We start from the raw sequence: 23,735 nt of genomic DNA on the forward strand, positions 1-23,735 counted from the left end.
CCTTCTCCGGGATCTCCCGGATCCTTTGCGGCGAGCGATCCGGATCTCACAAGACCCGCATCCAGACGATGCACTCGAGATCCTCCTCGCGCTCCGGAGCGGAGTCGCCTGGGGCTTCCCCGGGCGCGGACGGAGGATGGGGATGGCTTTCCATGAAGTCCACCAGGCGCTTCAGCCATTCCTCCGGCGGCTGCGTCGAGCGCTCCCGCCAGAGGCGCCGCAAGGCCTGGAGGTCCGGCCCCGAGAGGGGGCGGGCCTCGAAGTAGGCCAGCAGGCGGTTGCGCTCCGCCGAGGGCGGGAGGGCGCGCAGCCAGTTCACGATCTGGCGCTGGGGAGCGGGGAGCTCGATGGCTTCCAGGGCGGCCCTCCGGATGCGGTTCCACAGATGCCGGCGCAGCTTTTCGATGAAGGGCCGGGGGTCGAACTCTTCCGGCAGGGGAGCGGGGGGCTCCGAGGGCTCGCACCGGATGGGCCGGATGGCCTCCAGGCGCCGCTCCAGGATGCGGTCGCGCTCCTCATCGTAGAAGAGCCAGTGGTGCTGGCTGGTCCGAGGGTTGCGGAAGGCGGCGAAGAACCCCCGGGGCCCCTCCCGGCGCCGCCGGGCCGTCCCGACGCCCAGGGGGATCCGCCGCAGCCGCTCCTCCCCCGCCGCCTTCAGGAAGCGGAGCAGGTCCTGCTTGAGGAACTCCCCGACGGTCAGCTCGCTCTCCTCCTCCAGCTCCTGGAGGGCCTCCGGATCCTCCCGCTCCAGCCGGCGCAGGATGTTGAAGTCCATCGGGTTGGGGGTCTCCCCCAGGATGGAGGCGTCCAGCCCCACGGTGCGATTGATGGCGTCCAGCTTCTCGCGCAGGCGCCGCAGCAGCCCGAGCAGCTCCTCCAGCTCCTCCTCCGGGAAGAAGTTGTAGACGTGGATGACGGCGTGGGGCGAGCCCAGGCGGTCCAGCCGGCCCACCCGCTGGACCATGCGCACCGGGTTCCAGTGGAGGTCGTAGTGGATGGCGACGTCGGCGTCCTGCAGGTTCTGCCCCTCGGAGAGCACGTCGGTGCTGATGAGGATGTCGATCTGCTCCTCCGGGGGGAGATCCGGCCTTCCGTTGGCCCGGGGCGCGAAGCGCCGGATCCGCTCCGTCCGCTCCTCGGACCGGACGTCGCTGTCGACGATGGCGAGGCGCCGGCCCGCCAGGGCGGGATCCCCGCTCAGGCGCCGGTGAAGGTAGCGCGCCGTGTCCTTGAAATACGAGAACACGACGATCTTCCGCCCCCGCAGCTCCCGGGAGGCCAGCAGCCGCTTCAGAGCCTCCAGCTTGTCGTCGGGGCGGTCCCGCTCCAGCTCCCGCAGGATCCCCTCAAGGGACCGGAGGTCGGCCTGCACGGCGGCGCGGAGGCTCGCGAGGTCGTAGCGGTCCGCCGGAAGCGCGGGCAGGGAGGCCAGGAGCGCCTCCCAGCCCCCTTCCTCCTCCAGGCCCTCCTCGTCGGCGCCCTCCATCCGGAGCCACCGCCGGTAGTCCTCGGCCTTCAGCAGCCGCCCCGCCTCCAGGGCCTGAAGGAAGCGCTCCAGGAAGCGCTGCAGGCGGCGCAGGGAGATCCGCAGGGCCTCCGCCGAGGATTCCAGGCGCTTGAGATACAGCACCCGCAGGATGTGGGCCAGGGCCGTCTGGCGGCCCACGGCCATCAGGAAGCCCCGGGCCTCTTCCGGCGACCACCCCAGCGCCTCCTGCAGGCGCCGCGTCATGCCCTCCTCGCCTTCGTCCGGGGCCTCGAAGAGCGGGATGGGCCTGGCCCGGCGGCGCGCCTCGACCAGCGCCTTGCGGTAGAGCTCCACCTGATAGGGGGCGAGGAGGAGGCCTTCGATCGTGGAGGCGATCCTCCGGTAAAGATCCGGCCCGTAGGTGTCCTTCAGGCTGTAGCGGACGGTGTGGAGTTTCCGCTCGGGGAAGCGGATCCGCTGGCCGTCGATCTCCGCCTCCGGGTAGTTCTGGCGGATGAAGGGCCGGCTGCGGCGGACGGCCAGGGCCTCCAGGACCTCGTAGAGGGCCTCCTTGTTCTCCTCGGCCTGGCGGAAGTAATCCCAGAGATCGGGGATGCCCGCGGCCCGCAGGAAGCCGCGGTCGTCCCGGGTGATCAGGCGCAGCTGATGGTAGAGATCGAAGACCGTGTTGTTGACCGGCGTGGCCGTCAGCAGGATGACCTTCTTGTCCGGATCGCCCCGGGCGATGACCCGGAACAGGTTCTCCCAGCGGTTGGCGCCCGGGTTGCGGAAGTTGTGGCTCTCGTCCACCACGATGACCCGAAACCGCCGGGCGTATTCGTCGACGGGGAAGTCGCGGCGGCTGACCTCTTCCATGGAGACCAGCTCATAGGGGATGGAAAACCGCTGCAGCAGCGGCCGCCAGACGGTCTCCCGGATCGCCGCTGGGCAGACGATGAGGGCCGTCTGCCGCTCCCCGTAGGCGTAGTCGTCCAGGAGCCGCAGGGCCAGGTAGGTCTTGCCCAGGCCCACCGAGTCGGCGATGAGGACGCCGCCGTAGCTCTCCAGGATCTCCCGGGCCGCCAGATACCCGTCGCGCTGGAAGTCCGTCAGGGCGATGGGGGAGGGCCTGGCATCCCGCTCCCCCAGCTCCTGGTCCAGCCGGTCCCGCAGGGCCTCATAGATCGCCTTGATGTAGATCTCATAGGGGGTGTAGGTCCGGGTGAAGCGCTCCAGGAGCTCCAGGAGCTCGGCCTTGTAGTCCTCGGCCTCCTGCCAGAGGGCCTCGAACCAGCTCTGGAGCTCCCGAACGGCCGATGCCTGCTTGAGGACGGCGTTGAGCTCCCGGTTGATGGTCAGCCCGGCGCCGGTGAAGTTGGAGGAGCCCACGATGCCCACGGCGCCCAGGACGGGGAGGCCATCGACGATGTAGGCCTTGCCGTGGAGGAAGGCCTTCCGGTAGCGCCGCACGGCCACGGAATCCCGGGCCAGGAAGTCGCGCCAGCGCCGGATCTCGCGGGCGATGATCTCCCCCCGGGCGGCGGCATCCTCCAGCTCGGCCAGCAGCCGCTCCCCGAGGACGAAGGCCTGCTCCTGTTCCTGGCCCAGGAGCAGGCGGAGTGCCCGGAGCCGCTCGATCTCCGGCTCCAGGGCCTCCAGCCCCCGCAGGTTGAAGAAGGCGGTGGCCACATCCAGACGGAGGTCCGGGCTGTTGGCCAGCAGGCCCTTCAGCACGTCCCCCAGCCGGTGCCGCTCGTTGTCGATGAGGTCCGGGATCTGATCCACGGCCGCCCTCCGCTTACACGCTCCTCGCTTTGACCAGGCGGTCCTTTACCAGTTGCGCCACGGCCCGGTAGACCTCCACGCGCTCCTCGTCCGTGAGCCCCAGCGCGTCGAAGACCACCCGGTCCAGTTCGAACCGGTCCGGCGAGGCCGCCCGCACCTGCTCCAGGGTGAGGGCCTCCGGCCGCACATGCTCATACGGGTGCTCGGGGTGGCCGCACTTGCGCTCCCGACACAGAGGAAAGCCAAGCTCCTCGAAGATGCTGCGAATGGGACGCTGAGAAAGATGGTTGAATGCGTTTAGAAGAGCCCAGGCTTGAGGTTGGTCTATTGTGGGAGGATGAATAGTCAATAGTCGCACAATATCTACGCCTTCTGTCTTAAGAGCTCCTTCACCGAGACTTGATCTTCCAAATAATTCTCGAATAATGACCTGTTGGCTTGAGACCATCACAGCAGCCAAAAGGACTTGTCCCTCTCCAGCAATCTCAAACAAGTTGTGATCGACCTGAATTCGATGATCATGGACGCCAACGATCGCCCGATCATTATGAATCATTGGCCATATGAAATTTGCAGGCTCTCGCTTTCCCAAATCCCACCACCATGCCCGGCTCGCACAGGTGGGTCGCGTGGGGTATCCCTGCCTCTCCCCCCAGCGGATGTAGGCGGCGGCTTTCGGGTAGCGGGAGAGGGGAGGCTGGCGGCCCTGGTCGATGGCTTTCCGGATGTCCTCCGGGGGCATGAAGACCAGGTAGCGCAGGTCCTCCAGGCGCACCCGCAGGGTCCGGATCTCCCGCGGCGACTTGATCACCGGCCGCAGCCAGGCGGCCTCGATCTCCCCCTCCCAGCCGGCGCCGTTGCGCACCCGAACGGGGGCCCGCGGGGCTTTCTCCCGCAGCGCCGCCGCCTCCTTCACCGTCCGCCCCACCGGCTCCAGATAGAAGAACTCGTTGGCGCCGGTCTTGATCCCGAAGCGCACCTCGGCGATGTCGCCCAGGCGGACCAGCTGGTCCTTCCCCTTCTCCAGGATGGTGAAGAAGATGTCGGGGGCCCGCAGATACTTGCCGCCCCATTTGGCGCCGGCGTAGGGGCGAAGGGCCATGCCGCCCAGGGCCGGCGCGCCCTTCCCCCGCCGGCGGGCCTTCCCCCCGGAGGGGGCCGCCTCGTCCTCCTCCGGCTCGGCCAGCCCCTCTTGATAGAGCGACCACTGGTCGGTGAGGATGGCGCGGAACTCGGGGCGGCGCAGGACCCGGAAGCCCGCCAGGGGCTGATAGAGGCGCTCGTCCTCGATCTCCGAGAAGACCACGGGGCTGATGGCCTCCTCGAAAGGCACACGGAAGGCGACGAAGCGGACGGGGCGGCGCTTCATCTCCTCCTCGGTCAGCGGGCGCCGGCGCTCGGGCGGGCCGGCCAGGACGATGACGGTGTTCACGTCGGCCTGGGCGAAGCTGCGCTTGGCCCGGTTGTCGATGACCATCCTGAGATGCCCGAAGCGCAGGAAGAACTCCTGCAGGTCCTTGCCGAAGTCCACGTCCAGCCAGGAGTTGGAGGTGATGAAGCAGAAGGCGCCCCCGTCGGCCAGGAGGGAGAGGGCGTGGAGGTAGAAATACACGTAGTAGTCGGCCCGCCCGCTGATCCGGCGGCTCTTCCCCAAGAAGGCCGGGTAGATGGCCCGCAGGCTCTCGTTGAGGCGCCGGAGGTATTCCTCCCGGTCGAACCGCTCCATGTAGTCCCGGATCTTCTCCTGGCGCACGTAGGGCGGGTTGCCGATGACGATGTCGAAGCCGGGGTTCTCGTCCTCGAAGATCTCCACGAAGGCCATGTCCCAGACGAAGGGCGGCGGGCGGTCGGGGGCGAGGGCCTTCCGGGCCTCCCGGAGGCGCTCCAGCTCCTCCTCCCGCTTCCGGAGCTCCTCCTCCAGCTCCTGGCGCTGACGCTCCGCCTCCTCCGGCGGCCGCGCCGTCATCCCGGGCAGCGTCCGATGGGCCTGGGCGCTGCGCAGGCGCTCCCGGTCGGCCTTGATCCGGTTCTCCAGCTCATGGATCCGGTGCGCCAGGATGTCCCGGAAGAGATCCCGCTCCTCCTTGCGCAGCATCTCCTCGGTGAGCCCGGGCGCTTCGCCCTGGAAGAAGCGGCGCTTTCGGCCCAGAAGCTGGGTCAGGCGGCCCTTCAGGTGCGCCGGGATGCTCAGCTCGCCCCGGCGGAAGGGGCTGAGGTCCAGATCCCCCAGGGTCTGCAGCAGGCTGTCCCCGTGCCGGATCTTGAGGTTGAGGTTGGGCAGGAGGGGACGGGCTTTCACCTCCCACCATCGCAGCTCCGTCTCCACCACCAGCTGCAGCCAGAGGCGGAGCTCCGCCACCCGGACGGCCCACTCCATCACGTCCACGCCGTAGAGCTGGTCCTGCAGGATGCGCTTGCGCCGCTCGTAGGGCGTGTCGGCGCGGCCCAGCGTCCGATCGCAGCGGGCCTGCAGGTCGTCCAGGACCAGGAGCATCCCCACCAGGAAGGAGCCGGAGCCGCAGGCGGGATCGCACACCCGGACCCGGCGGACCAGCTCGTCCAATGAGTTCCAAAGGTCCTGCCGGGTGATGGCTTCATCGGCTTCCTGCTTCTCCTCTTCCGAAAAGGCGAAGACCCATTGGTAGAGAAGGGATTTAGCGCCTGTTGGGAGCCGGTTCCCCAGCCAGTCCACCAGGGCCAGCCGGCACATCAGGTCGATCTCCGTGCGGGGCGTGTAGAAGATGCCGGCGGCGCCCCGGAGGTCCTCGCCCTCGCCCTCGAAGGTCACGTTGACCAGCCGCTCGTAGACCGTGCCCAGCATCTCGGGGTCCACGGCCACCTCTTCATCGAAGCGGCCGCTCTCCACCACCGTGAAGTTGTAGCGCTCGAAGAAGCCCGGCGGGGCGCCGTCGGTCCACTTTTCGAAAAGGAGGGCGAAGATCTCGTCGGGGAGCCAGCGCTCCAGGCGGTCGTCCAGGCCGGGACGCCGGGTGTAGAGGCCGCCGTTGAGGAAGGGGGCCTGGGAGAGGGACCGCCTCAGCCATTCCGGGAAGCGGCTCTGGTATTCCGCCCGGTTCTGCCAGCGGTTGTTGAAAGCCTCGAAGAAGAGGACGTCCAGCCAGTCCCGATGGAAGGCGTCCCTGGCGCCTGTCCCCCGGTAGGCTTCCCAGAAATGGCGCATGAAGTCGCGGTCCGGTTCGCCGTCCGGACCCTGGAGCCAGCCCTTGCGGGCGATGAAGTAGAGAAACATGATGCGGTTGAGGAGCTGGTGGGCGTAGTCGCGGGCCCACAGCCGGCCGTTCCCCCGATGGGTCCGGGCCAGACGGTTCTGGATCTCGGCGAAGATCTCCTGGTAGTCGCGGAAGAACTCCTCGGTAACCCGCTGGACGCTGAAGGCGTCCTGATGGCGCCTCCAGATCTCGGAGGGATCCCGGACGCCGTCCGCGCGGATCCGGCTCAGGACCTCCAGGTCCGTGCGGTAGGGCGCCTCCCTGCGGACCTGGAGGATGCGAAGCCAGAGGCGGACCTTATGTGGGTCCCGGGGATCCAGCAGCCGCAGCGGCGAGACGAAGGCCAGCTCGTCCGCCGATCCGGACGGGGCGAAAACGAAGAGGTTTTCCCCGGTCGGGTTATGGCGGTAATAGGACTCCAGGAAGCGCCGGATGTCGGTGCGCCGGAGGCCGCCGCGCAGCTCGACGTGGAAGATCCGGAAGGGGAAGCCATCCTTGAGGTGGACGATCCGATGGACGGACGAGATCGCCTCCCGGGCGCCCTGGGGGATCTTTTCCAGATCCTCGGGGAGGGGATCGATGGTCGGATAGCCGAGGCCTTCGAAGAACGCTCTGGCGCCTTTGAGGGCGGCATAGCCGGCGAGCAGCCTCCGCACGCTTTCCAGGTCCCGCATCGCCGCTCACCTCCGAAGATCCCTGCAGCAGGAGTTCGCCCCGGAAGGCTCCGGGGCAAGGACTTCCTCTGTTTGGCTCATCGTCTGCTCTCACAAACCAAACGCCCGCCGGGGCTGCTTGCCCGCGGCGGGCGCTTCGTGCTACACTTCTTCCCGCCGGGGCGCCCGGACGCCCCGCGCCGTCGCCTCGCCGGTCCGGCCACCGGGCGAGGCGCTTTTTGTTTGGAAGCTATGATAAATTCAGCGAGCCGGGGAGGCAAGGTCCCCCGGCTGCTGCCCGGATCCGCATCGGCCCTCCCACACGATCTCCCCCAGCCGCTCCGGCGGATCGAGAAGAATCACCGCCTTCTCCCAAAGATGGCGCGCGGATTTCCTCCGGCTCGCCAGATATCCGGAAATCGCCCGCGCCGGATCCTCATCCGGAGAAATTTTCAGCGAGCGCCCCAGCACGTCCACCCGCCGCCCAAGACCCCAAAACCCCGGCGTCCGGCCAAACCGCGAGGGACCATAGTCATACCGGGAATGCCAGCGATAAGGAAAAGGCTGACCGGGGATCTCCGAGAAGAAAAGCCAGACGTCGAAGTCCTTCACCCCCGTCCGCCCATCCAGGTAGTGGCAGGCCGCCCCCTGACACAGCGCGATGGCCGCCAGGCGCTCCCGATATGGCGCCCACCGCGGGTGGCGCCGAATGAAATCCTCCAGGGCCCCCCGGGCGATCTCCGCCAGGCGCGCCAGATCCTCCCGGCGGATCGGCTCGAAAGAGCGCTCCGCCTCCGGCAGCCCCTTCAGGAAATCCCGGATGGACATCACCCGGCCCCTCCGACGGCACGGATACACCTCAGCCGGGATGCGCTCCTCTCCCCGATAGACCAGAAGAGCCGGCGCCTCCCGGCCGAAATGGGGGCCGTATCCGCGCCGGCGGGAGCCGAAGATCTTGTGGATCCCACAATGGCTCCTCACCGCCGCGGCAGCAGCCTGCTCATAGAGCGCCCTCCGCTTCTCCTCGTCCTGCTTCGAGAGATCCACCTCCTCCACATCGATCCCCTGCCGGCGCGCCTCCTCCAGCAGGCCCGGAACCTCCTCCAGGCCCGCGTTCGCCTCTTCCTGGGAGGGGGAAATCCCCGAGGAGAAGCAGTAAACCAGCCGGCGGATCGGATCCGGACTCTTCGCGCCCATCTCCTCCTCCTTTCTTCATCTCATCGCTCGCACCCGATCCCATCCTGATCCCCATCGAAGCGATGGGGATCCCCGTAGCGGCGGTCCACCGGGAAGTTGCGATAGGGGATGTCCCCGCAGTCCAGATCCGGCGGCGGCGGCGGGATGCACACCGTGGGATAGGCCGGATGACAGTTCCCCGCCGGCGCCGGCGTCGGCGCCCGCGTCGGAGCCGGCGTCCGGGTCGGCCCGATGCGAGGGGCCGTCGGCGTCGGGGCGGGCGCCGGCAGACCCCACAGCCCCCGACCGGCCGAGCGGGCCTCCCGCTCCGCCGCCCGGAAAGCCTCCGCGCAGGAAACATCCGGCGGCACGGTCATTGCCTGGGCGTAGCCTCCCTCCACCAGAGCGCGATTGACGAAGACCTCCCCCGCGAAGACGTAGCGCAGAAGCCTCCCATAGCGGTCCGTCTCCGAGACGTCCCGCACGAGCCGCAGGGGCCTGCCCTCCACCAGGGAGCGGTTGGCGGCCGTGGCCTCAGCGTAGAAGGGCTGGCCCCGTTCCGGGGTGTTGACTCCGATGTAGCGCACCCGGTAAGTCCGGCCTTCGATCTCCACCTCGATGGTGTCCCCGTCGAGGACCCGGACCAGCCGGGCTTGCTGCACGGGGCGGCCGGGCGGGACGCAGTCCGCCCCCGGCAGGGCCCGCAGGGCCTCGGAGTCCGCGGCGGGCGCCGGCGTCGGCATAGGGAGAGGCGTGTCCGTCGGGACCGGCGTGGGGGAAGCGGGCGGCGCCGGAGTGGGCGCCGGCGCGGAGGGGAAGGTCGGCGCGGGCGCCGGCGTCGGGGCCGGGCTCAGGAGGGCCGCCGGGACGCTGCACAGCAGGCAGAGCCCGAACAGCACCGCTCCGGCAAGGAGCGCCCGACTCATCCGCCCCTGCCGCCTGCGGATCCGGCGGCCTGAGCGCTTTCTCATCGGTCGCACCGAACGGAAAAGACCCGCCATCTTCAGAAGACCAGCCCGAGGCAGGACACGCGGACCTCGCCATGCCGCGATCCACCACACCCTACGAATTCGCCCGCGCGATTCCGTCCGAAGCGGGAGCCCCTCCCCCGGTCAACGATCCCGCATCCCGCACAGGCTGCAGGCGCAATCAGGCCACGTCCCGATCAAAGAAGGATCCGGATCTTTTCCCCGCGCAGGAGCTCCATCCACCGCTCCGGACGCTGGGTGTGCACCGGGAGCAGATGGCGGGGCCGGAGACGGCGGACCAGCCTCGCCAGATCCTCCTCCGGAGCGTGGCCCGAAGTGTGATAGGGATTGTCCACCTCCATAGGATCCGCCGGAAGAGCCCGGAGGCTCTCCGGAAGAAGGCGGAAGTTCAGCTCGGAAAGCCACCGCATCAGGATCCGGAGGTCCAGGATCTGCTCGTCGTCCGCCCAGTAGCTGTTGCTGAAAATGTAAAGGCCCTCCGGCTCCAGGCCGGCGTGCAGCCGCAGGTCCAGGAGACGGTTGATCTCATAGAAGCCGAAGGCCAGAAGGAAGCTTCCCGGGTCCTTCGCCACCTCCTCGATGGTCACGCCCCGCAGATCGCCCCGTTCCCAGAGCCGCTCCTCCCACCCCTGCGTCTGCGCCCGGGTCTCCCGAAGGACCCGAACCCCTCTCCGCGCCGCCTCGTAACGGGGATCCACGTCGGACAGCGCCCACAGCAGATAGGCGTCCTTCGGCGTCACCACCAGCTCCCGGCCCAGATCCCGGGCCACCTCCAGACAGGACTCCAGGCGCTCCACGTTGCGAGGGGCGAAGTCCACCGCCACCGGAGCCCCCGGATGTTTCCGGATCGCCGCATGCAGGGCCTCCTTCACTTCCTCCTCGGTGCGGGCGCCCCCGGGCCGCCCCAGGCGGGTCCCCTCCACGATCAGGAGGAAGACCGGCTCTCCCTCCAGCGCTTGCAGGAACGCCTCCGTGCGCCCGCCCTCCCGGCCGTGGAACCGCAGATCCCCGGTGTAGACCACCAGGCCCTCCTCCGTCTCCACGGCGAAGGCCGCCGCCCCCGGCACGGAGTGATCCACCGGGAAAGCCCGCGCCCGAAAGCCTCCCACCCGGAACGGGAGATCCACCGCCTCCCAGGGATGACCTTCCAGGCCCTTGGTTTTGGCCGGGGAGAGCTGGTGGAACCCCTGCGGCAGCCCTCTCAAGCAGCAATACGGCCGTCGGAGGTAGGAAGCCCGAGGGTCCGCCTTCAGGACGCCCTCTTCGTTGGTCCGTCGCCGGCTGAGGTAGGCGCTTTCTCCATCCAGCCCCGCCGAGGCGGTGTCCTGCATCGCCTTCAGGATGACGGCGGTCTCCGGCGTGGCGTAGATGGGAAGGTCGGCCCGCAGGTACGCGATGGCCCCCGAGTGATCCAGGTGGGCATGGGAGAGCAGAAGCCCCCGGATATGCCCGGCGTCCGGCGCGCCGTCCAGCAGCCTCCGCTCCAGGGCCGTGGGGAACAGGGTGTCGTCCGGGCCGTCCCGATAGAGCCCTCTCAGGCGGGGGAGGAGCCCCAGGGCCAGCAGGTCCCGCAGGCCGAGGGCGCTGCGGGGGGCCAGGAACTCGGTGAAGTATTGATTCCAGCGGCCGAAGGAACGCCCGAAATCCAGGAGGATGGCCTCGCCGCCGGCCTCCAGGAGCAGCTGGTTGCCGCCGATCTCCCCCCAGCCGCCGAAGACATGAACGCGAAGCCCGCCCACCGCAAAGGATCTCATCGGGCGCCTCCCCGGATCCGGGCATGCCTTCCTATCCAGTCCCTCCCCTAAACCGCGGGGCTTTATCACGCCTTGTCCCCAACTTCAGGAGGCCCATCGCCTATAAGAGCGTTAAGAGCTCTCTCCGCGTTTCGCAGCGCATCCAGAGCTCGCTCCCGCTGTCCCCTCACCGTGTTGATTTCCTTTTCCATATTCTCCAAAAGCACTCGAGCCTGGCGTAGCGCATCGCGGGTGCTTCCGATGAGCTGCGGAGTGTCGGTTGAACGGACCGAAATCCCCAGACGCTGGGCGATCAGATAGAGGCTGAGGACGAAAGGAACCAGCAGGCTGTAAGGCACTACGACAACTTGATGTTCACTGGCCACTTCCCGGATCGCGGATCGGCACATGGCATAGACGGAGTCCGGGACCGCCGCAATCCCGAACCCCGGAACTTTCGGATCGCTCAGGTATTTAACGATCTTCTTTGCCTGCTCTCTGATGTTCTTCTGGATCTTTTGAAAATTCTTCTGGTCCGCTTCATGGTCCTGCTCAGCCAGAATCTCGGCGCCGACGAACTTGCTGTCCAGGGGGACGCGATAGTCACCCGGCAACACCACGGCGAATTCCACCACCCCGTCCCCCAGAGGGACGTTCCGCTGCACCCATCCCTCCGGGAACACGCTGAGGAGCTCATCCACAATGCGCTCCGCCGCAGCGCCCCCTCGGCGTCCCAGGAGGATGGCGCTGATCCGACCGATCTCCTCTTCAAGGCGGGCGATTTGATCATCCGAAGTGGATCGCAGCTTCTCCTCCAGGCGGGTGAGGGTTTTCAGGGTCTCCTCAATCTGCCGGGTGACCTGCTGATGCACCGTGTCCGACAGGAAGCCATGCACGCTCTTTAGGTTCTCGCTCAGCCGCGTAAGCTCATCCCGGGCCTGGTCCAGGCGGGCGCGAAGCTCAGGGAAATTGGCCAGGCTTTCTGTCTTCTGGCGGACCTCTTCCACGCGCTCCTTCAAGCCCTGAAGCTCACGGAGCAGGTTTTGGTTGGAGCGCGTGGCCAGCATCGCGGCCACAACCATCCCTCCGACAAAGCCCAGGGGCACAGCGAGGATCAGAACCATCAGCAACTCGGCCGGGACATTCATGGGGACCTCCCAGACAGGCAGGCTGAAGCGAGTCCAGGTCATCAGAGAATGAAACCTGAGGGAATCAAAAAGGGGACGCCGCCATGTGGGGAACCCGCCTCATGTGGAGGCTGTGAGGGAAGCGCGCTGGGGCATCCTCCCCGAATCGGGGGGTTCGATCTTCTTACGCACCCTTCCGGTCTCCCACCGGTCATGCTCGTTCCCTCCATCCGAAAGCCTCGCAGGAGACCGCGAGGCTCCAGCCAGGGGGCGGAAGAGCGGGCGACGGGACTCGAACCCGCGGCCTCCTCCATGGCAGGGAGGCGCTCTACCGTCTGAGCTACGCCCGCGCTTCGGGGTCCCCGTCCGGTCGAAGACCGGATGGGGGACCTGAGCGGAGGGGGCGGGATTCGAACCCGCGGTGAGCCTTCAAGGGCCCACAGGTGATTTCGAGTCACCCGCCTTCGTCCACTCGGCCACCCCTCCGTCCTCTATTATAGCGCAGGCCCCTCCACGCGCGCCCCTCCACACAAACCCCCGGAGGGCCCTTCCCGCTCCTTCCGCTTCGATCCGCTTTCCCCCCGGCACGGCCTGTGCTACAACAGAACCGCACGAAGCGGACAACTCAACGATTCGTGGCGCACCTCCAGGCCATCCGATCCGGGAGGGGAAGCGATGATCGCCGGCGTGGAGCTGAAGGAGCTCATCACCCACGTCGATGACCGCGGGTTCTTCCGGGAGATCCTGCGGGTCACCGACCCCATCTTCGCCGAAGGGTTCGCCCAGTGGAGCCACTCCCTGATGTATCCCGGCGTCATCAAGGCCTGGCACATCCACTGGAAGCAGACGGACTGGTGGTATGTGGCCTCCGGCACCCTCAAGGTCGCCCTCCACGACCTGCGGCCGGATTCCCCCACCTACCGCCGGACGATGGAGCTCTACCTGGGCGATCACGCCCCCCCGCGGGTGCTGAAGATCCCCCCCGGGGTGGCCCACGGCTGCAAGGTGGTCAGCCCCACCCCCGTCCACCTGTTCTACATCACCTCCCGCACCTACGATCCTTCCGATGAGGGCCGCATCCCCCACGACGACCCCACCATCGGCTACGACTGGCTGGCCCCGCCGCCCATCCGCTGAAGGCCCGCCGGAGATCGGGGAGCGCCCCCATGCCCCTCCGCAACCTGGTGATCACCGGCTTCGTAGGAACCGGAAAGACCACCGTGGCCCGGATCCTGGCCCGGCGCCTGGGACGCCCCTTCCTGGATTTCGATGAGGAGATCGCCCGCCGCGCCGGACGCTCCATCTCCGAGATCTTCGATCGGGACGGCGAGGCCGCCTTCCGGGCCATGGAGGCCGCCCTCTGCCGGGAATGGTCCATCCCCCGGGGATGGGTCCTGGCCACCGGCGGGGGGACCTGTCTCTACCCCGCCAACCGGGCTGCCCTGGCCGCCGGAGGCCATCTCTTCTTCCTGTATGCGGACCTCAACGAAGTCGCCCGGCGGCTGGCCGACGCCACCGATCGCCCCCTCCTCCGGCTCCGGCCCGGGGAAACCCTCCTCGAGCGCCTGCAGGCCCTCTGGAACGCCCGGGAGGCCGCCTACCGGGCCATCCCCCACTGGGTGGATACCACCGGCCGCTCCCCCGAAGCGGTGGCCGAGGAGATCCTCCGGCGTCTGCAGGAGCTCGAAAGGACCGAGGACGATGATCCGCACCGAGGACCTGACCCGACGCTATGACGGCACCCTCGCCCTGGACCGGCTCACCATGGAGGTCCGGGAAGGGGAGCTCCTGGCCCTCCTGGGCCCCAACGGCGCCGGCAAAACCACCACCCTCCGCCTGCTCCTCGGTTTGATTTCTCCAACATCCGGGCGCGTCTGGATCGCCGGGGAGCCGATGACCCCAGCCCGACACGACCTGCGTCGACGGATCGGCTACCTCCCGGAGACCCCCGGGTTCTGGGAGCGGCTCTCCGCCCTCCAGAACCTGGAGATCTATGCCCGGCTCTACGGCGTCCCGGATCCCCGGCGTCGGGCCATGGCCCTGCTGGAGACGTTCGGCCTGGCGGAGCGGGCCCGGGAGGCTGTGGCCACCTTCTCAAAGGGGATGCGCCAGCGTCTGGCCCTCGCCCGCGCCCTGCTCCCGGATCCGCCCATCCTCCTCCTCGATGAACCCACCGCCGGCCTGGACCCCGAGGCCGCCCGGGAGGTTCGGGAGCTCCTGCAACGCTTGAAAGGCGAGGGGCGCACCATCCTCCTCTGCACCCACGACCTGGAGGAGGCGGAGCGCCTGGGGGACCGGGTGGCCATCCTGCGCACCCGCCTGCTGGCCCTCGACACCCCCGCCCGGCTCCGGGCCCGGTGGTCCGGCGCGGCGGTGGCCATCGAGGTGGCCGACGACCCCGCCCGCTACCTCCCCGTGGTCCGGGATCAGCCCGGCGTGCAGGCGGTGGGGCTCCGGGGTGCCCAGATCGAGGTCCGCGTCACCGACCTCCGGGCCGTCACCCCCCATCTGGTCCGACGGCTGGTGGAGGCGGGGGCCCCCATCCTGCGCGTGGCCCCGGTGGAGGCTTCCCTGGAGGAGATCTACCTGCGGATTGTGCGCGGGGAGCCCGAGCTCCCCGACACGCCTTGAAAGGAGGCCCTCGATGGCGTGGTCCCGGATCGCGGCGATCGCCGAGAAAGAGGTGCATGAAGCCCTGCGCAACCGCTATGTGCTGATGCTGCTCATCACCCTGCCGATCGCCTTCGCCGCCCTCCCGGTCGTGAGCCTGCTCAGCATCCGAGGGCTCCCGGCTTCGCCGCCCTCCGAGACCTCCCGCGGGCTGCCCCCGGCCCTGGCCCGACGGCTGGCCGGCCTCTCCCCCCGGGAGCAACTGGAGGTCTTCCTGACCTCCCAGTTCATGCTCATCCTCTGGATCGCCCCCCTCGCCCTCCCGATGACCATCGCCACCTACAGCGTGGTCGGGGAGAAGCGGGAGAAAGCCCTGGAGCCCCTGCTGGCGACCCCGGTGACCACCGCGGAGCTGCTCGCCGGCAAGGCCCTCGCCGCCGCCGCCCCGGGGATCGCCCTCAGCGGGCTGACCTATCTGCTCATGGTGGGAGCCGCCGGGATCATCGGCCTCTCCGCCCCTGCCTTCCGGGTCCTTTGGGGTCCCACCGCCTGGCTCCAGGTCCTCGGGATCAGCCCGCTGCTCACCCTGCTGGCCACCCTGCTGGGGCTGAGCGTCTCCTCCCGGGTCAACGACCCCCGCCTGGCCGAGCAGATCGGCATGATCGTGGTCCTCCCCCTCCTGGGACTGATCATCGCCCAGAGCATGGGGGTGCTGTGGCTGAGCGGGACCCTGCTCCTGGGGGTGGCCCTCTTCCTGCTAACGGCCGATGGGCTCCTCCTCGCCCTGGCGGTGGCTCTCTTTGAGCGGGAGACCATCCTCACCCGATGGCGCTGAGGACCCAGGGCCTTCCACGAGGGATCCGGCAGGGCCGGTGTTTCACGTGAAACATCACGGCCAGAACACGTGGGGCGACCCATCGATCGGGAGATCCCCCAGGCGGGCCTGGCGGAGGGCCTCGAAGCGAGCCTGACACTCCTCCAGGGTGTCGCCCCCCAGCTTCTCCAGCAGGGCATCGGCCAGGACGAAGGCCATCATCGCCTCCACGATGGGGCAGGCGCGAGGGACCGGGCAGAAGTCGGATCGCTCGTAGCGGGTCTCCGTCGGCTGGCCGGTGGAAAGGTCCACGGAGGGCTGGGGCGTGAGGGTGGTGGCGATGGGCTTGATGGCCACACGGGCCACAATCGGCGCCCCGTTGGAGATCCCCCCTTCGATCCCCCCGGCGCGGTTGGTGCGGCGGACCAAGCGGTCCCCTTCCCGGAAGATTGGATCCTGGGCCTCCGTGCCCCGACGGGCTGCCAGGGCGAACCCCTCCCCGATCTCCACCCCCTTGACCGCCGGGATGCTCCCCAGGGCCATCATCAATCGGGCGCTCAGCCGGCGGTCCCAGTGCACGTGGGAGCCCAGCCCCGGCGGCACCCCGAGGGCCACCCCCTCGATGACCCCGCCCAGGGTGTCCCGCTCCTGCATGGCTGTCTCGACCGCCGCCCGCATGCGGGCCGAAGCCTCCGGATCGGGGCAGCGCATCGGGTCCGCCTCCGCCCGCTCGAACCGGGCTTCATAGGGAAGATCCTCCGAGAGGGCCGCCCGGACCGGCCCAATCTGGACCACGTAGCTGCCGACCGTGATCCCGAAGGTCTTCAGGAATTGCTTGCACAGGGCCCCCACCGCCACCCGGGCGGCCGTCTCCCGGGCAGAGGCCCGCTCGAGGCCCGGACGGAGATCCCGGTAGCCATACTTGATCGCCGCCGCCAGGTCCACATGGCCCGGCCGGGGGATCGTCATCGGCGCCACCGCCCGCCCCCGCCATTTGGCGTGATCCCGGTTCTCGATCTGAAGGGCGATGGGCGCCCCCGTGGTCCTCCCTTCCAGGACCCCGCTCAGGAGGACCGCTCGATCTTCCTCGATCTTCATTCGGGGCCCCGCCCCCAGGCCGCGCTGCCGTCGGGCCAGCTCCCGGTTCACCGCCTCCACATCCACCGGAAGGCCGGCCGGGAGGCCCTCCAAGATGGCCACCAGGGCCGGCCCATGGGATTCCCCAGCCGTGAGAAACCGCAAGGGCATGCCCGTTCACCTCCCCGCCCGAGAATAAAAACCGATACGATTCGGGGGACGCCCGCGGGCGTCCCCCGAACCCGATGTCGCATCCCGCTTCCTCCCCCGACCGGGCCTTTCACCCTTTAGCGACCCGGAGCACGCCCAGGAGGAGGGACATCCCGTCGATGGTGGCCCGCTCCACCGCCTCCGCCGCCGGGGGCGGCGCCATGGGGAGGAGCTGCTCCGACAGGGTCTCCGCCTGGATGTAATCGGCGTGGGCCGCGATGGCCTCCGCCAGCCCGGGATCCGCCTGATAATAGGTCACGATGCGGTCGGCCACGTCGAAATCCGCCCGCTTGCGCAGCTCCTGGATCCGCCGCACCACCTCCCGGGCCAGCCCCTCCTTCCGCAACGCGTCGGTGAGCTCCGTCCACACCGCCGCCACGTAGTCGTTCTCCTCCACGAAGACCCACCCCGGCTTCGGCCGGTAACGGACCTCCAGGTCCTCCGACCCCACGTCCACAACCTCCCCGTCCACCTGCACGGCCACCGTCTCCCCCCGCTGCAGGGCCCGGAGGATGGTCCGGGCGGGCAGCCCGGCCAGGGCCTCCTGCACCAGGGGGAACCGCGCCCCCAGCCGCGGCCCCAGGCGGTCCGGCCGGACCCGGATCTCGGGATCGGCGACCTCCGTGAGGTCCCCGATGAAGGTCAGCTCCTTGATGTTCAGCTCGTCCAGGAGGATGTCCGCCAGGCGGCGCACCGCTTCCGCCTCCTCCGGGCTCCGCACCCGGAAGGCGATCCGGGCCAGGGGCTGGCGCACCCGGATCCGGGCGGCGTTGCGGGCCGCCAGGCCCATGCTGGCCAGGCGCATCACCAGCCGCATCTCCGCCCGCAACCGCTCGTCCACCCGCGACGGGTCCGGCTCCGGCCAGCGGGAGAGATGGACGCTCTCCGGGGCCTCAGGGTTCACCCGCGCCACCAGGTTGCGGTAGAGGGCCTCGGCGGTGAAGGGGATGAAGGGCGCCAGCAGATGGCTCAGGGTCACCAGGCACTCGTAGAGGGTATGATAGACCGCCGCCTTGTCGGCGTCGTTCTCGTTCTTCCAGAACCGGCGCCGGCTGCGGCGCACATACCAGTTGGAAAGATCGTCCACGAAGGCCATGATCCGCCGGCCGGCCGTCGTCGGGTCGTAGTTCTCCAGGGCCTCCGTGACCTCCTGGATCAGGGCGTGCAGCTCCGCCAGGATCCAGCGGTCCAGGGGCGGGCGCTCGGCCACCGGCGGCGCCGGGACCGCCCGGGGATCGAAGCCGTCCAGCCGGGCGTAGGTCACGAAGAACCGATAGGTGTTCCACAGGGTCAGCAGGAAGGTCCGCACCACATCCCCTACCAGGTTGACCGAGATGCGGCGCTCCTGGCCCGGCGGCGACACGGTGTAGAAATACCAGCGCAGGGCGTCCGCCCCGTGGACGTTGATGACCTCCCAGGGATCCACCACATTGCCTCGGGACTTGGACATCTTCTGGCCCTTCTCGTCCAGGACCAGGCCCAGGGAGATCACGTTCTTGAAGGCCACCGAGTCGAAGAGCAGGGTGGCGATGGCGTGCAGGGAGTAGAACCAGCCCCGGGTTTGATCCACCCCCTCGCAGATGAAATCGGCCGGGAACTGCTCCCGGAAAAGCTCCTGGTTCTCGAAGGGGTAGTGCCACTGGGCCACCGGCATGGCCCCGGAATCGAACCAGACGTCGATGACCTCGGGCACCCGCTGCATCAGCTCCCCGCACCGCCCGCAGCGATAGCGCACCTCATCCACATATGGCTTGTGCGGATCCCAGGGCTCCGGCCAGCGGAAGCCCGCCGCCTCCACTTTCTCGCGCAGCTCGGCGTAGGAGCCGATGCACTCCCGGTGGCCACAGCGGGCGCACTCCCAGATGGGCAGCGGGATGCCCCAGTAGCGCTCCCGGCTGAGGGCCCAGTCCACGTTGTTCTCCAGCCAGTTGCCGAACCGCCCCTCGCCGATCTGAGGCGGATACCAGCGGATGGTCTTGTTCAAGGCCACCAGCCGGTCCTTGAAGCGCGTGGTCTCGATGAACCAGGAGGTCCGGGCGTAATACAAAAGCGGCGTCCCGCACCGCCAGCAGAACGGATAGGTATGCCGATAGATCCCGGCGAAATAGAGAAGCCCCCGCCGTCGCAGGTCCTCGATGATAAGGGGATCCGCGTCCTTGACGAACATCCCCCGCCAGGGCGTCACCTCGTCGATGAACCGGCCCCGCGGGTCCACCGTGACCAGCACCGGCAACCCGTGCTCCCGGCCCAGCTGCATATCCTCCGCGCCGAAGGCCGGGGCGATGTGCACGATCCCCGTCCCCTCCTCCAGGCTGACGAAGGGGGCCGTGACCACGTAATGGGCCTCCTTCTCCAGGGGGAGGAAGGTGTAGAGCGGACGGTAGCGCAGGCCGGCCAGCTCCCGCCCGGGCATCCGGGCCACCACCCGATAATCCCCCTGCAGCGCCTGCTCCAGGAGGGCCTCCGCCAGGATCAGACGCTCGACCTCGCCGTCCCGCTCCTGCTCCACCATCGCGTAGGTCGCCTCCGGATGGACGGCGAGGGCCGCGTTGCCCGGCAGCGTCCACGGCGTGGTGGTCCAGACCAGGAAATACGTCCCCTCCTCCTCCCGCAGCGGGAACTTCACGTAAACCGAGGGATCCTCCGTGTCCTCCCGGTAACCCAGGGCCACCTCGTGGTCGGAGAGGGGCGTGCCGCACCGCGGGCAGTAGGGGACCACCTTGTAGCTCTGATAGAGCAGCCCCCGATCCCAGAACTGGCGGAGGATCCACCAGACCGACTCGATGTATTCGTTGCTCAGGGTGATGTAGGCATCCTTCAGGTCGATCCAGAAGGCGATGCGCTCCGTGAGGGTCTCCCATTCCTTCACGTAGCGAAACACGCTTTCCTTGCAGCGCTGGTTGAACGCCGCCACCCCATAGCGCTCGATGTCCGCCTTCGAGGTGAAGCCCAGCTCCTTCTCCACCTCCAGCTCCACCGGCAGCCCGTGGGTATCCCACCCGCCCCGGCGGAGGCAGTAATACCCCCGCATCGTCTTATAGCGCGGGAACAGATCCTTGAAAGCCCGGGCCAGCACGTGATGGATGCCCGGCAGGCCGTTGGCCGTGGGCGGCCCCTCATAGAACACATATCGCGGCCCACCCTTCGTCTGCTCCATCGAGCGCTCAAAGATCCGCTTCTCTTTCCAGAAAGCCAGGATTTGCTCCTCTAATTGCGGGAAATTCACACGAGCCGGAACCGGTTCGAACATGATCACCTCCCGAATTCGATCTTCTGATTTCAGAAAGTCGCGCGCCTTTCACCCTGCGGCGGTCGGCGGGATCCTTATGGGCTGGGATCGAGGGCGATCTCGATGCGCTTGTTGATCCGCCCTTTGCTTTTGTAATCCACGATGCGGATCCGGCCGACCTCCCGGGTGTTGGCCACATGGGTTCCGCCATCCGCCTGGATATCCAGCCCCTCGATCTCCACGATCCGCACGGTCCGGATCTCTGGGGGCAGGAGATTGGCCTTCGTGCGGATCAGGTCGGGGTGGCGGTCGACCTCCTCCCGGGGCATGAAGAAGACCCGCACCGGGCGGGCAGCGGCCACCTCCGCGTTCACCTTCTCCTCGATCTCCCGGACCAGCTCCCCACGCAGGGTTTCGAACTCGAAATCCATGCGGCCGCGCAGGGGCTCCATGTTCCCACCGGTGACCTTGGCCCCGTAGTCCCGCCAGACCACGCCGCACAGGATGTGAAGGGCCGTGTGGGTGCGCATCAGGGCATAGCGGCGCTCCCAGTCGATCTCCCCGCGCACCGTCTCCCCGACAGGCGGGGGCGCTCCCTCCACTTCGTGCCAGACCAGGGAGCCCTGACGGCGGACGGCGGTCACGCGCCAGGTGCGGACGCCATCGGTCAGCCATCCCACATCGTGGGGCTGGCCGCCGCCTCCCGGATAGAAAGCCGTGGCGTCCAGCGCCACCGCCGTTCCCTCCGCTGCCACCACCGTCGCCTCGAAGGTCCGCTGATAGGCGTCCGTGAGGTAGAGCAATCGGGTCTCCATCGGAGGATCCCTCCTCTCATGAAACAAAATCGGCCCTCGCCCCGGAGGGACGAGAGCCGACGGCTCCCGCGGTACCACCCTGCTTCCCGGCTGCGCCGGGCCGCTCCTGACGGGGACAGGCCGGATCCGCCGTCCAATCCCCGCGCCCTGGATAACGGGAGGCGAACCCCGGGTGAGCCTACTGACCCGCCGGATCGCGGGCGTTCGGTCACCGGCTCGGGAGGGATCTTCAGCCCGGCGTCGGCATCCGGCTCCCACCGCCCCGGACTCGCTGGGCCCGACGGCCCGGGCCTACTCGTCTCCGTCATCGCCGTTGCCCGGATTCGGTTGTTCGAAGTCCGCCGATCTGAGCGTTTCGAAAACACTATAGCGGGATCGGAAGGAGTTGTCAACCGCGTATGGCCGCCGAGCCGGATCCCAAGGAGGAAGCACGGATCGCCGAGCACCGCTCGGAACCCGGGAGGCCGTGGCCCGCGCGGATCCCGTATCGAACGGTTGGTCTGGAGGTTGCGGAGCTCCGCCGCCGGGGATGGCCATGCGGCTGCGGATCGACATCGCAGATCGCGCCGCCCATGCGACCACAGGGAGTTGCCCCTCCGGCGGGTTCCGGGGTAAGGTGGAGTGAACATCCGTGGATCACCCGCGGGTGGGGCCTCTGCCTTCCATAGGCCGGTTGGCCCATCCCGCACCGGAGGAGAGCCAGCGATGATCCCAGCGGGACCTGAAACCTCCCTTCGCCTGAACACGGAGATCGATGCGTTGTGCGTGCATGCCATCCGGGCGCTGGTAATGGATGCGGTGGAGCAGGCCCGCTCGGGCCATCCCGGCATGCCGATGGGGATGGCCGACGCCGCGTATGTGCTGTGGCGCTACGTCATGCGCCACAACCCCCGCAACCCGCTCTGGCCCAACCGGGATCGCCTGGTCCTCTCCGCGGGGCATGGCTCGATGCTGCTGTATGCCCTGCTCCACCTTTCCGGCTACGACATGCCGATGGAGGAGATCCGCCGCTTCCGCCAGTGGGGGAGCATCACCCCGGGCCATCCGGAATACGATCCCCACCGGGGCGTCGAGACCACCACCGGCCCCCTCGGCCAGGGGTTCGCCAACGCGGTGGGGATGGCCCTGGCCGCCCGCATGCTCGCCGAGCGCTTCAACCGGCCGGGCTACCCCATTGTGGACCACTTCGTTTACGTCATCGCCTCGGACGGCGATCTGATGGAGGGAATCTCCCATGAGGCCGCCTCCCTGGCCGGCCACTGGGGGCTCGGGAACCTCATCGTCCTCTACGACGACAACGAGGTCTCCATCGACGGTCCCACGGACCTGGCGTTCACCGAGGACGTGGCGATGCGCTTCCGGGCCTACGGATGGCACGTGCTGGACCTCGACGGCCACGACCGGGAGGCAGTGGCCCAGGCCCTGGCTGAGGCCCGACAGGTGAGCGATCGCCCCTCCCTGCTGATCTGCCACACCCACCTCGCTTACGGCAGCCCCAATAAACAGGACCGGGCGGAGGCGCACGGGGCGCCCCTGGGGGCCGAGGAGGTGCGACGGACCAAGGAGCGGATGGGCTGGCCCGTTGAACCTCCCTTCTACGTCCCGGAGGCGGTCTACGCCCATATGCGCAGGCTGATCGAAGAAGGCGCCCGCTGGGAGGCGGAGTGGCGCGCCCGCTTCGAGGCGTATGCTGCGGCTTATCCAGACCTCGCGGCGGAGTGGGCGCGCTGGTGGCAAGGGGAGCTCCCGGAGGGCTGGGAGGAGGCGGTCCCCACCTTCCCACCTTCGGCGGACGGGATGGCCACGCGCGCCGCCTCCGGCAAAGTGCTCAACGCCCTGGCCCGGGTCATCCCGAACCTGGTGGGAGGCAGCGCGGACCTGATGGAATCCACCCAGACGTATCTTCACGGCTTCCCGGCGGTCGCCCGCGGCCGCTTCGAGGGGCGGAACATCCACTTCGGCGTGCGGGAGCACGCCATGGGGGGCATCCTCAACGGCATGAGCCTGTATGGCCCCTTCCGGGTCTACGGAGGCACCTTCCTGGTGTTCAGCGACTACATGCGGCCCGCCATCCGGTTGGCGGCGATGATGCGCCGGCCGGTGATCTACGTGTTCACCCACGACAGCATCGCTGTGGGCGAGGACGGGCCCACCCACCAGCCGGTGGAGCACCTCACCGCCCTGCGGGCCATCCCGAACCTGTGGGTGATCCGGCCGGCGGATGCCAACGAGGTGGCCGAGGCCTGGAAAGTGGCCCTGCGGCGGCGCGACGGGCCGGTGGCCCTGATCCTCACCCGCCAGAAGGTGCCGGTGCTGGACCGGAGCGTCCTGGCCCCCGCCTCCGAGCTGGCCCGGGGAGGCTACGTCCTGGCCGAGGCCGGAGGCGGGAAGCCTGACCTGATCCTCATCGCCACCGGCTCGGAGGTCGCCCTGGCCCTGGCCGCCCGGGAGCAGCTGGAGGCCCAGGGGATCCCCACCCGGGTGGTGAGCATGCCGTGCGTGGAGCTCTTCGAGGCCCAGCCGGAGGCCTATCGGCAGGCCGTGCTGCCGCCGGGGATCCCCCGCCTGGCCATCGAGGCCGGGATCCCATGGGGATGGTATCGTTACGCCCAGGCCGTCGTCGGGCTGGAGCGTTTCGGCGCCTCCGCCCCTTACCCCGAGGTCTACCAGCGCCTGGGCTTCACCGTCGAGCGGGTGGTGGAGGAAGCCCTGCGGCTGCTCGGGCGTGGAGGGGCGCCCGGCTCCGGATAGGATGGGCTTCAGCTCCGAACTTTGCTCTCCTTCGCGCTGAACCGGAGCGCCGGAGTTGCAACGGAAGA

The 23,735-nt window shown here is 68.6% G+C and carries 14 protein-coding genes and 2 tRNA genes; 5 read left to right on the forward strand and 11 right to left on the reverse strand.

All coding sequences use genetic code 11. The features are described 5' to 3' along the window. Positions 1-46: 46 nt before the first annotated feature. The 8 genes from KNN16_RS12250 to KNN16_RS12285 form a co-directional block, all read right to left on the reverse strand. Complete coding sequence (locus KNN16_RS12250) at positions 47-3,253, reverse strand: helicase-related protein (protein ID WP_303897219.1); 3,207 nt, start codon at positions 3,251-3,253, stop codon at positions 47-49. A gap of 13 nt (positions 3,254-3,266) precedes the next feature. After that, positions 3,267-7,157, reverse strand: a complete 3,891-nt coding sequence (locus KNN16_RS12255) for a DNA methyltransferase (protein WP_303897221.1) — start codon at positions 7,155-7,157, stop codon at positions 3,267-3,269. 240 nt (positions 7,158-7,397) lie between these two features. Beyond that, positions 7,398-8,333, reverse strand: a complete 936-nt coding sequence (locus tag KNN16_RS12260) for a hypothetical protein (RefSeq protein ID WP_303897222.1) — start codon at positions 8,331-8,333, stop codon at positions 7,398-7,400. Positions 8,334-8,353: 20 nt separating this feature from the next. Continuing rightward, entirely contained in the window at positions 8,354-9,238 is an 885-nt protein-coding gene (locus tag KNN16_RS12265) for a thermonuclease family protein (protein ID WP_303897225.1), read from the reverse strand. Between the two features lie 239 nt (positions 9,239-9,477). Beyond that, the gene (locus KNN16_RS12270) at positions 9,478-11,055 is read right to left on the reverse strand and encodes a ribonuclease J (RefSeq protein ID WP_303897227.1); all 1,578 of its coding nucleotides are present in this window, start codon (positions 11,053-11,055) and stop codon (positions 9,478-9,480) included. Positions 11,056-11,120: 65 nt separating this feature from the next. Next, the gene (rmuC, locus tag KNN16_RS12275) at positions 11,121-12,182 is read right to left on the reverse strand and encodes a DNA recombination protein RmuC (RefSeq protein ID WP_303897230.1); all 1,062 of its coding nucleotides are present in this window, start codon (positions 12,180-12,182) and stop codon (positions 11,121-11,123) included. A gap of 256 nt (positions 12,183-12,438) precedes the next feature. Further along, positions 12,439-12,511, reverse strand: a tRNA-Gly gene (locus KNN16_RS12280). Positions 12,512-12,556: 45 nt separating this feature from the next. Further along, positions 12,557-12,647 (reverse strand) — tRNA-Ser (locus KNN16_RS12285). A 189-nt stretch (positions 12,648-12,836) separates the two neighbouring features. Between KNN16_RS12285 and KNN16_RS12290 the strand changes: the two genes are divergently transcribed. From KNN16_RS12290 to KNN16_RS12305, 4 genes are read left to right on the forward strand one after another with little or no spacing between them, the layout of a single operon-like run. Beyond that, positions 12,837-13,298 (forward strand): dTDP-4-dehydrorhamnose 3,5-epimerase family protein, encoded by a 462-nt coding sequence (locus KNN16_RS12290; protein WP_299288522.1) that lies wholly within the window; start codon positions 12,837-12,839, stop codon positions 13,296-13,298. Positions 13,299-13,327: 29 nt separating this feature from the next. Beyond that, positions 13,328-13,897, forward strand: a complete 570-nt coding sequence (locus KNN16_RS12295; RefSeq protein ID WP_303897234.1) for a shikimate kinase — start codon at positions 13,328-13,330, stop codon at positions 13,895-13,897. Beyond that, the gene (locus KNN16_RS12300; RefSeq protein ID WP_303897236.1) at positions 13,863-14,792 is read left to right on the forward strand and encodes an ABC transporter ATP-binding protein; all 930 of its coding nucleotides are present in this window, start codon (positions 13,863-13,865) and stop codon (positions 14,790-14,792) included. The genes KNN16_RS12295 and KNN16_RS12300 overlap by 35 nt, the downstream gene beginning before the upstream one ends. Before the next feature lie 13 nt (positions 14,793-14,805). Beyond that, the gene (locus tag KNN16_RS12305) at positions 14,806-15,606 is read left to right on the forward strand and encodes an ABC transporter permease (RefSeq protein ID WP_299288512.1); all 801 of its coding nucleotides are present in this window, start codon (positions 14,806-14,808) and stop codon (positions 15,604-15,606) included. A gap of 54 nt (positions 15,607-15,660) precedes the next feature. Here KNN16_RS12305 and aroC read toward each other — a convergent pair whose 3' ends face one another. The 3 genes from aroC to KNN16_RS12320 all read right to left on the reverse strand — a co-directional run bounded on the left by aroC (position 15,661) and on the right by KNN16_RS12320 (position 20,916). Then, complete coding sequence (gene aroC / locus KNN16_RS12310) at positions 15,661-16,833, reverse strand: chorismate synthase (protein WP_303897238.1); 1,173 nt, start codon at positions 16,831-16,833, stop codon at positions 15,661-15,663. 109 nt (positions 16,834-16,942) lie between these two features. Beyond that, entirely contained in the window at positions 16,943-20,122 is a 3,180-nt protein-coding gene (ileS, locus tag KNN16_RS12315; RefSeq protein ID WP_303897240.1) for an isoleucine--tRNA ligase, read from the reverse strand. A 74-nt stretch (positions 20,123-20,196) separates the two neighbouring features. After that, positions 20,197-20,916, reverse strand: a complete 720-nt coding sequence (locus KNN16_RS12320) for an alanyl-tRNA editing protein (protein WP_303897242.1) — start codon at positions 20,914-20,916, stop codon at positions 20,197-20,199. A gap of 705 nt (positions 20,917-21,621) precedes the next feature. Here KNN16_RS12320 and tkt point away from each other — a divergent pair. Continuing rightward, entirely contained in the window at positions 21,622-23,667 is a 2,046-nt protein-coding gene (tkt, locus tag KNN16_RS12325; RefSeq protein ID WP_303897244.1) for a transketolase, read from the forward strand. Positions 23,668-23,735: the final 68 nt, after the last annotated feature.

The organism is Thermoflexus hugenholtzii (genome assembly GCF_018771565.1).
Classification (GTDB): Bacteria; Chloroflexota; Anaerolineae; order Thermoflexales; family Thermoflexaceae; genus Thermoflexus; species Thermoflexus hugenholtzii_A.

Bases quoted from the DNA above. Each gene is read 5' to 3' on its own strand.
- KNN16_RS12255 (WP_303897221.1), bottom strand. From the start codon at position 7,157: ATGCGGGACCTGGAAAGCGTGCGGAGGCTGCTCGCCGGCTATGCCGCC.
- KNN16_RS12260 (WP_303897222.1), bottom strand. From the start codon at position 8,333: ATGGGCGCGAAGAGTCCGGATCCGATCCGCCGGCTGGTTTACTGCTTC.
- KNN16_RS12265 (WP_303897225.1), bottom strand. From the start codon at position 9,238: ATGAGTCGGGCGCTCCTTGCCGGAGCGGTGCTGTTCGGGCTCTGCCTG.
- KNN16_RS12270 (WP_303897227.1), bottom strand. From the start codon at position 11,055: ATGAGATCCTTTGCGGTGGGCGGGCTTCGCGTTCATGTCTTCGGCGGC.
- rmuC (WP_303897230.1), bottom strand. From the start codon at position 12,182: ATGAATGTCCCGGCCGAGTTGCTGATGGTTCTGATCCTCGCTGTGCCC.
- KNN16_RS12290 (WP_299288522.1), top strand. From the start codon at position 12,837: ATGATCGCCGGCGTGGAGCTGAAGGAGCTCATCACCCACGTCGATGAC.
- KNN16_RS12295 (WP_303897234.1), top strand. From the start codon at position 13,328: ATGCCCCTCCGCAACCTGGTGATCACCGGCTTCGTAGGAACCGGAAAG.
- KNN16_RS12300 (WP_303897236.1), top strand. From the start codon at position 13,863: ATGATCCGCACCGAGGACCTGACCCGACGCTATGACGGCACCCTCGCC.
- KNN16_RS12305 (WP_299288512.1), top strand. From the start codon at position 14,806: ATGGCGTGGTCCCGGATCGCGGCGATCGCCGAGAAAGAGGTGCATGAA.
- aroC (WP_303897238.1), bottom strand. From the start codon at position 16,833: ATGCCCTTGCGGTTTCTCACGGCTGGGGAATCCCATGGGCCGGCCCTG.
- ileS (WP_303897240.1), bottom strand. From the start codon at position 20,122: ATGTTCGAACCGGTTCCGGCTCGTGTGAATTTCCCGCAATTAGAGGAG.
- KNN16_RS12320 (WP_303897242.1), bottom strand. From the start codon at position 20,916: ATGGAGACCCGATTGCTCTACCTCACGGACGCCTATCAGCGGACCTTC.
- tkt (WP_303897244.1), top strand. From the start codon at position 21,622: ATGATCCCAGCGGGACCTGAAACCTCCCTTCGCCTGAACACGGAGATC.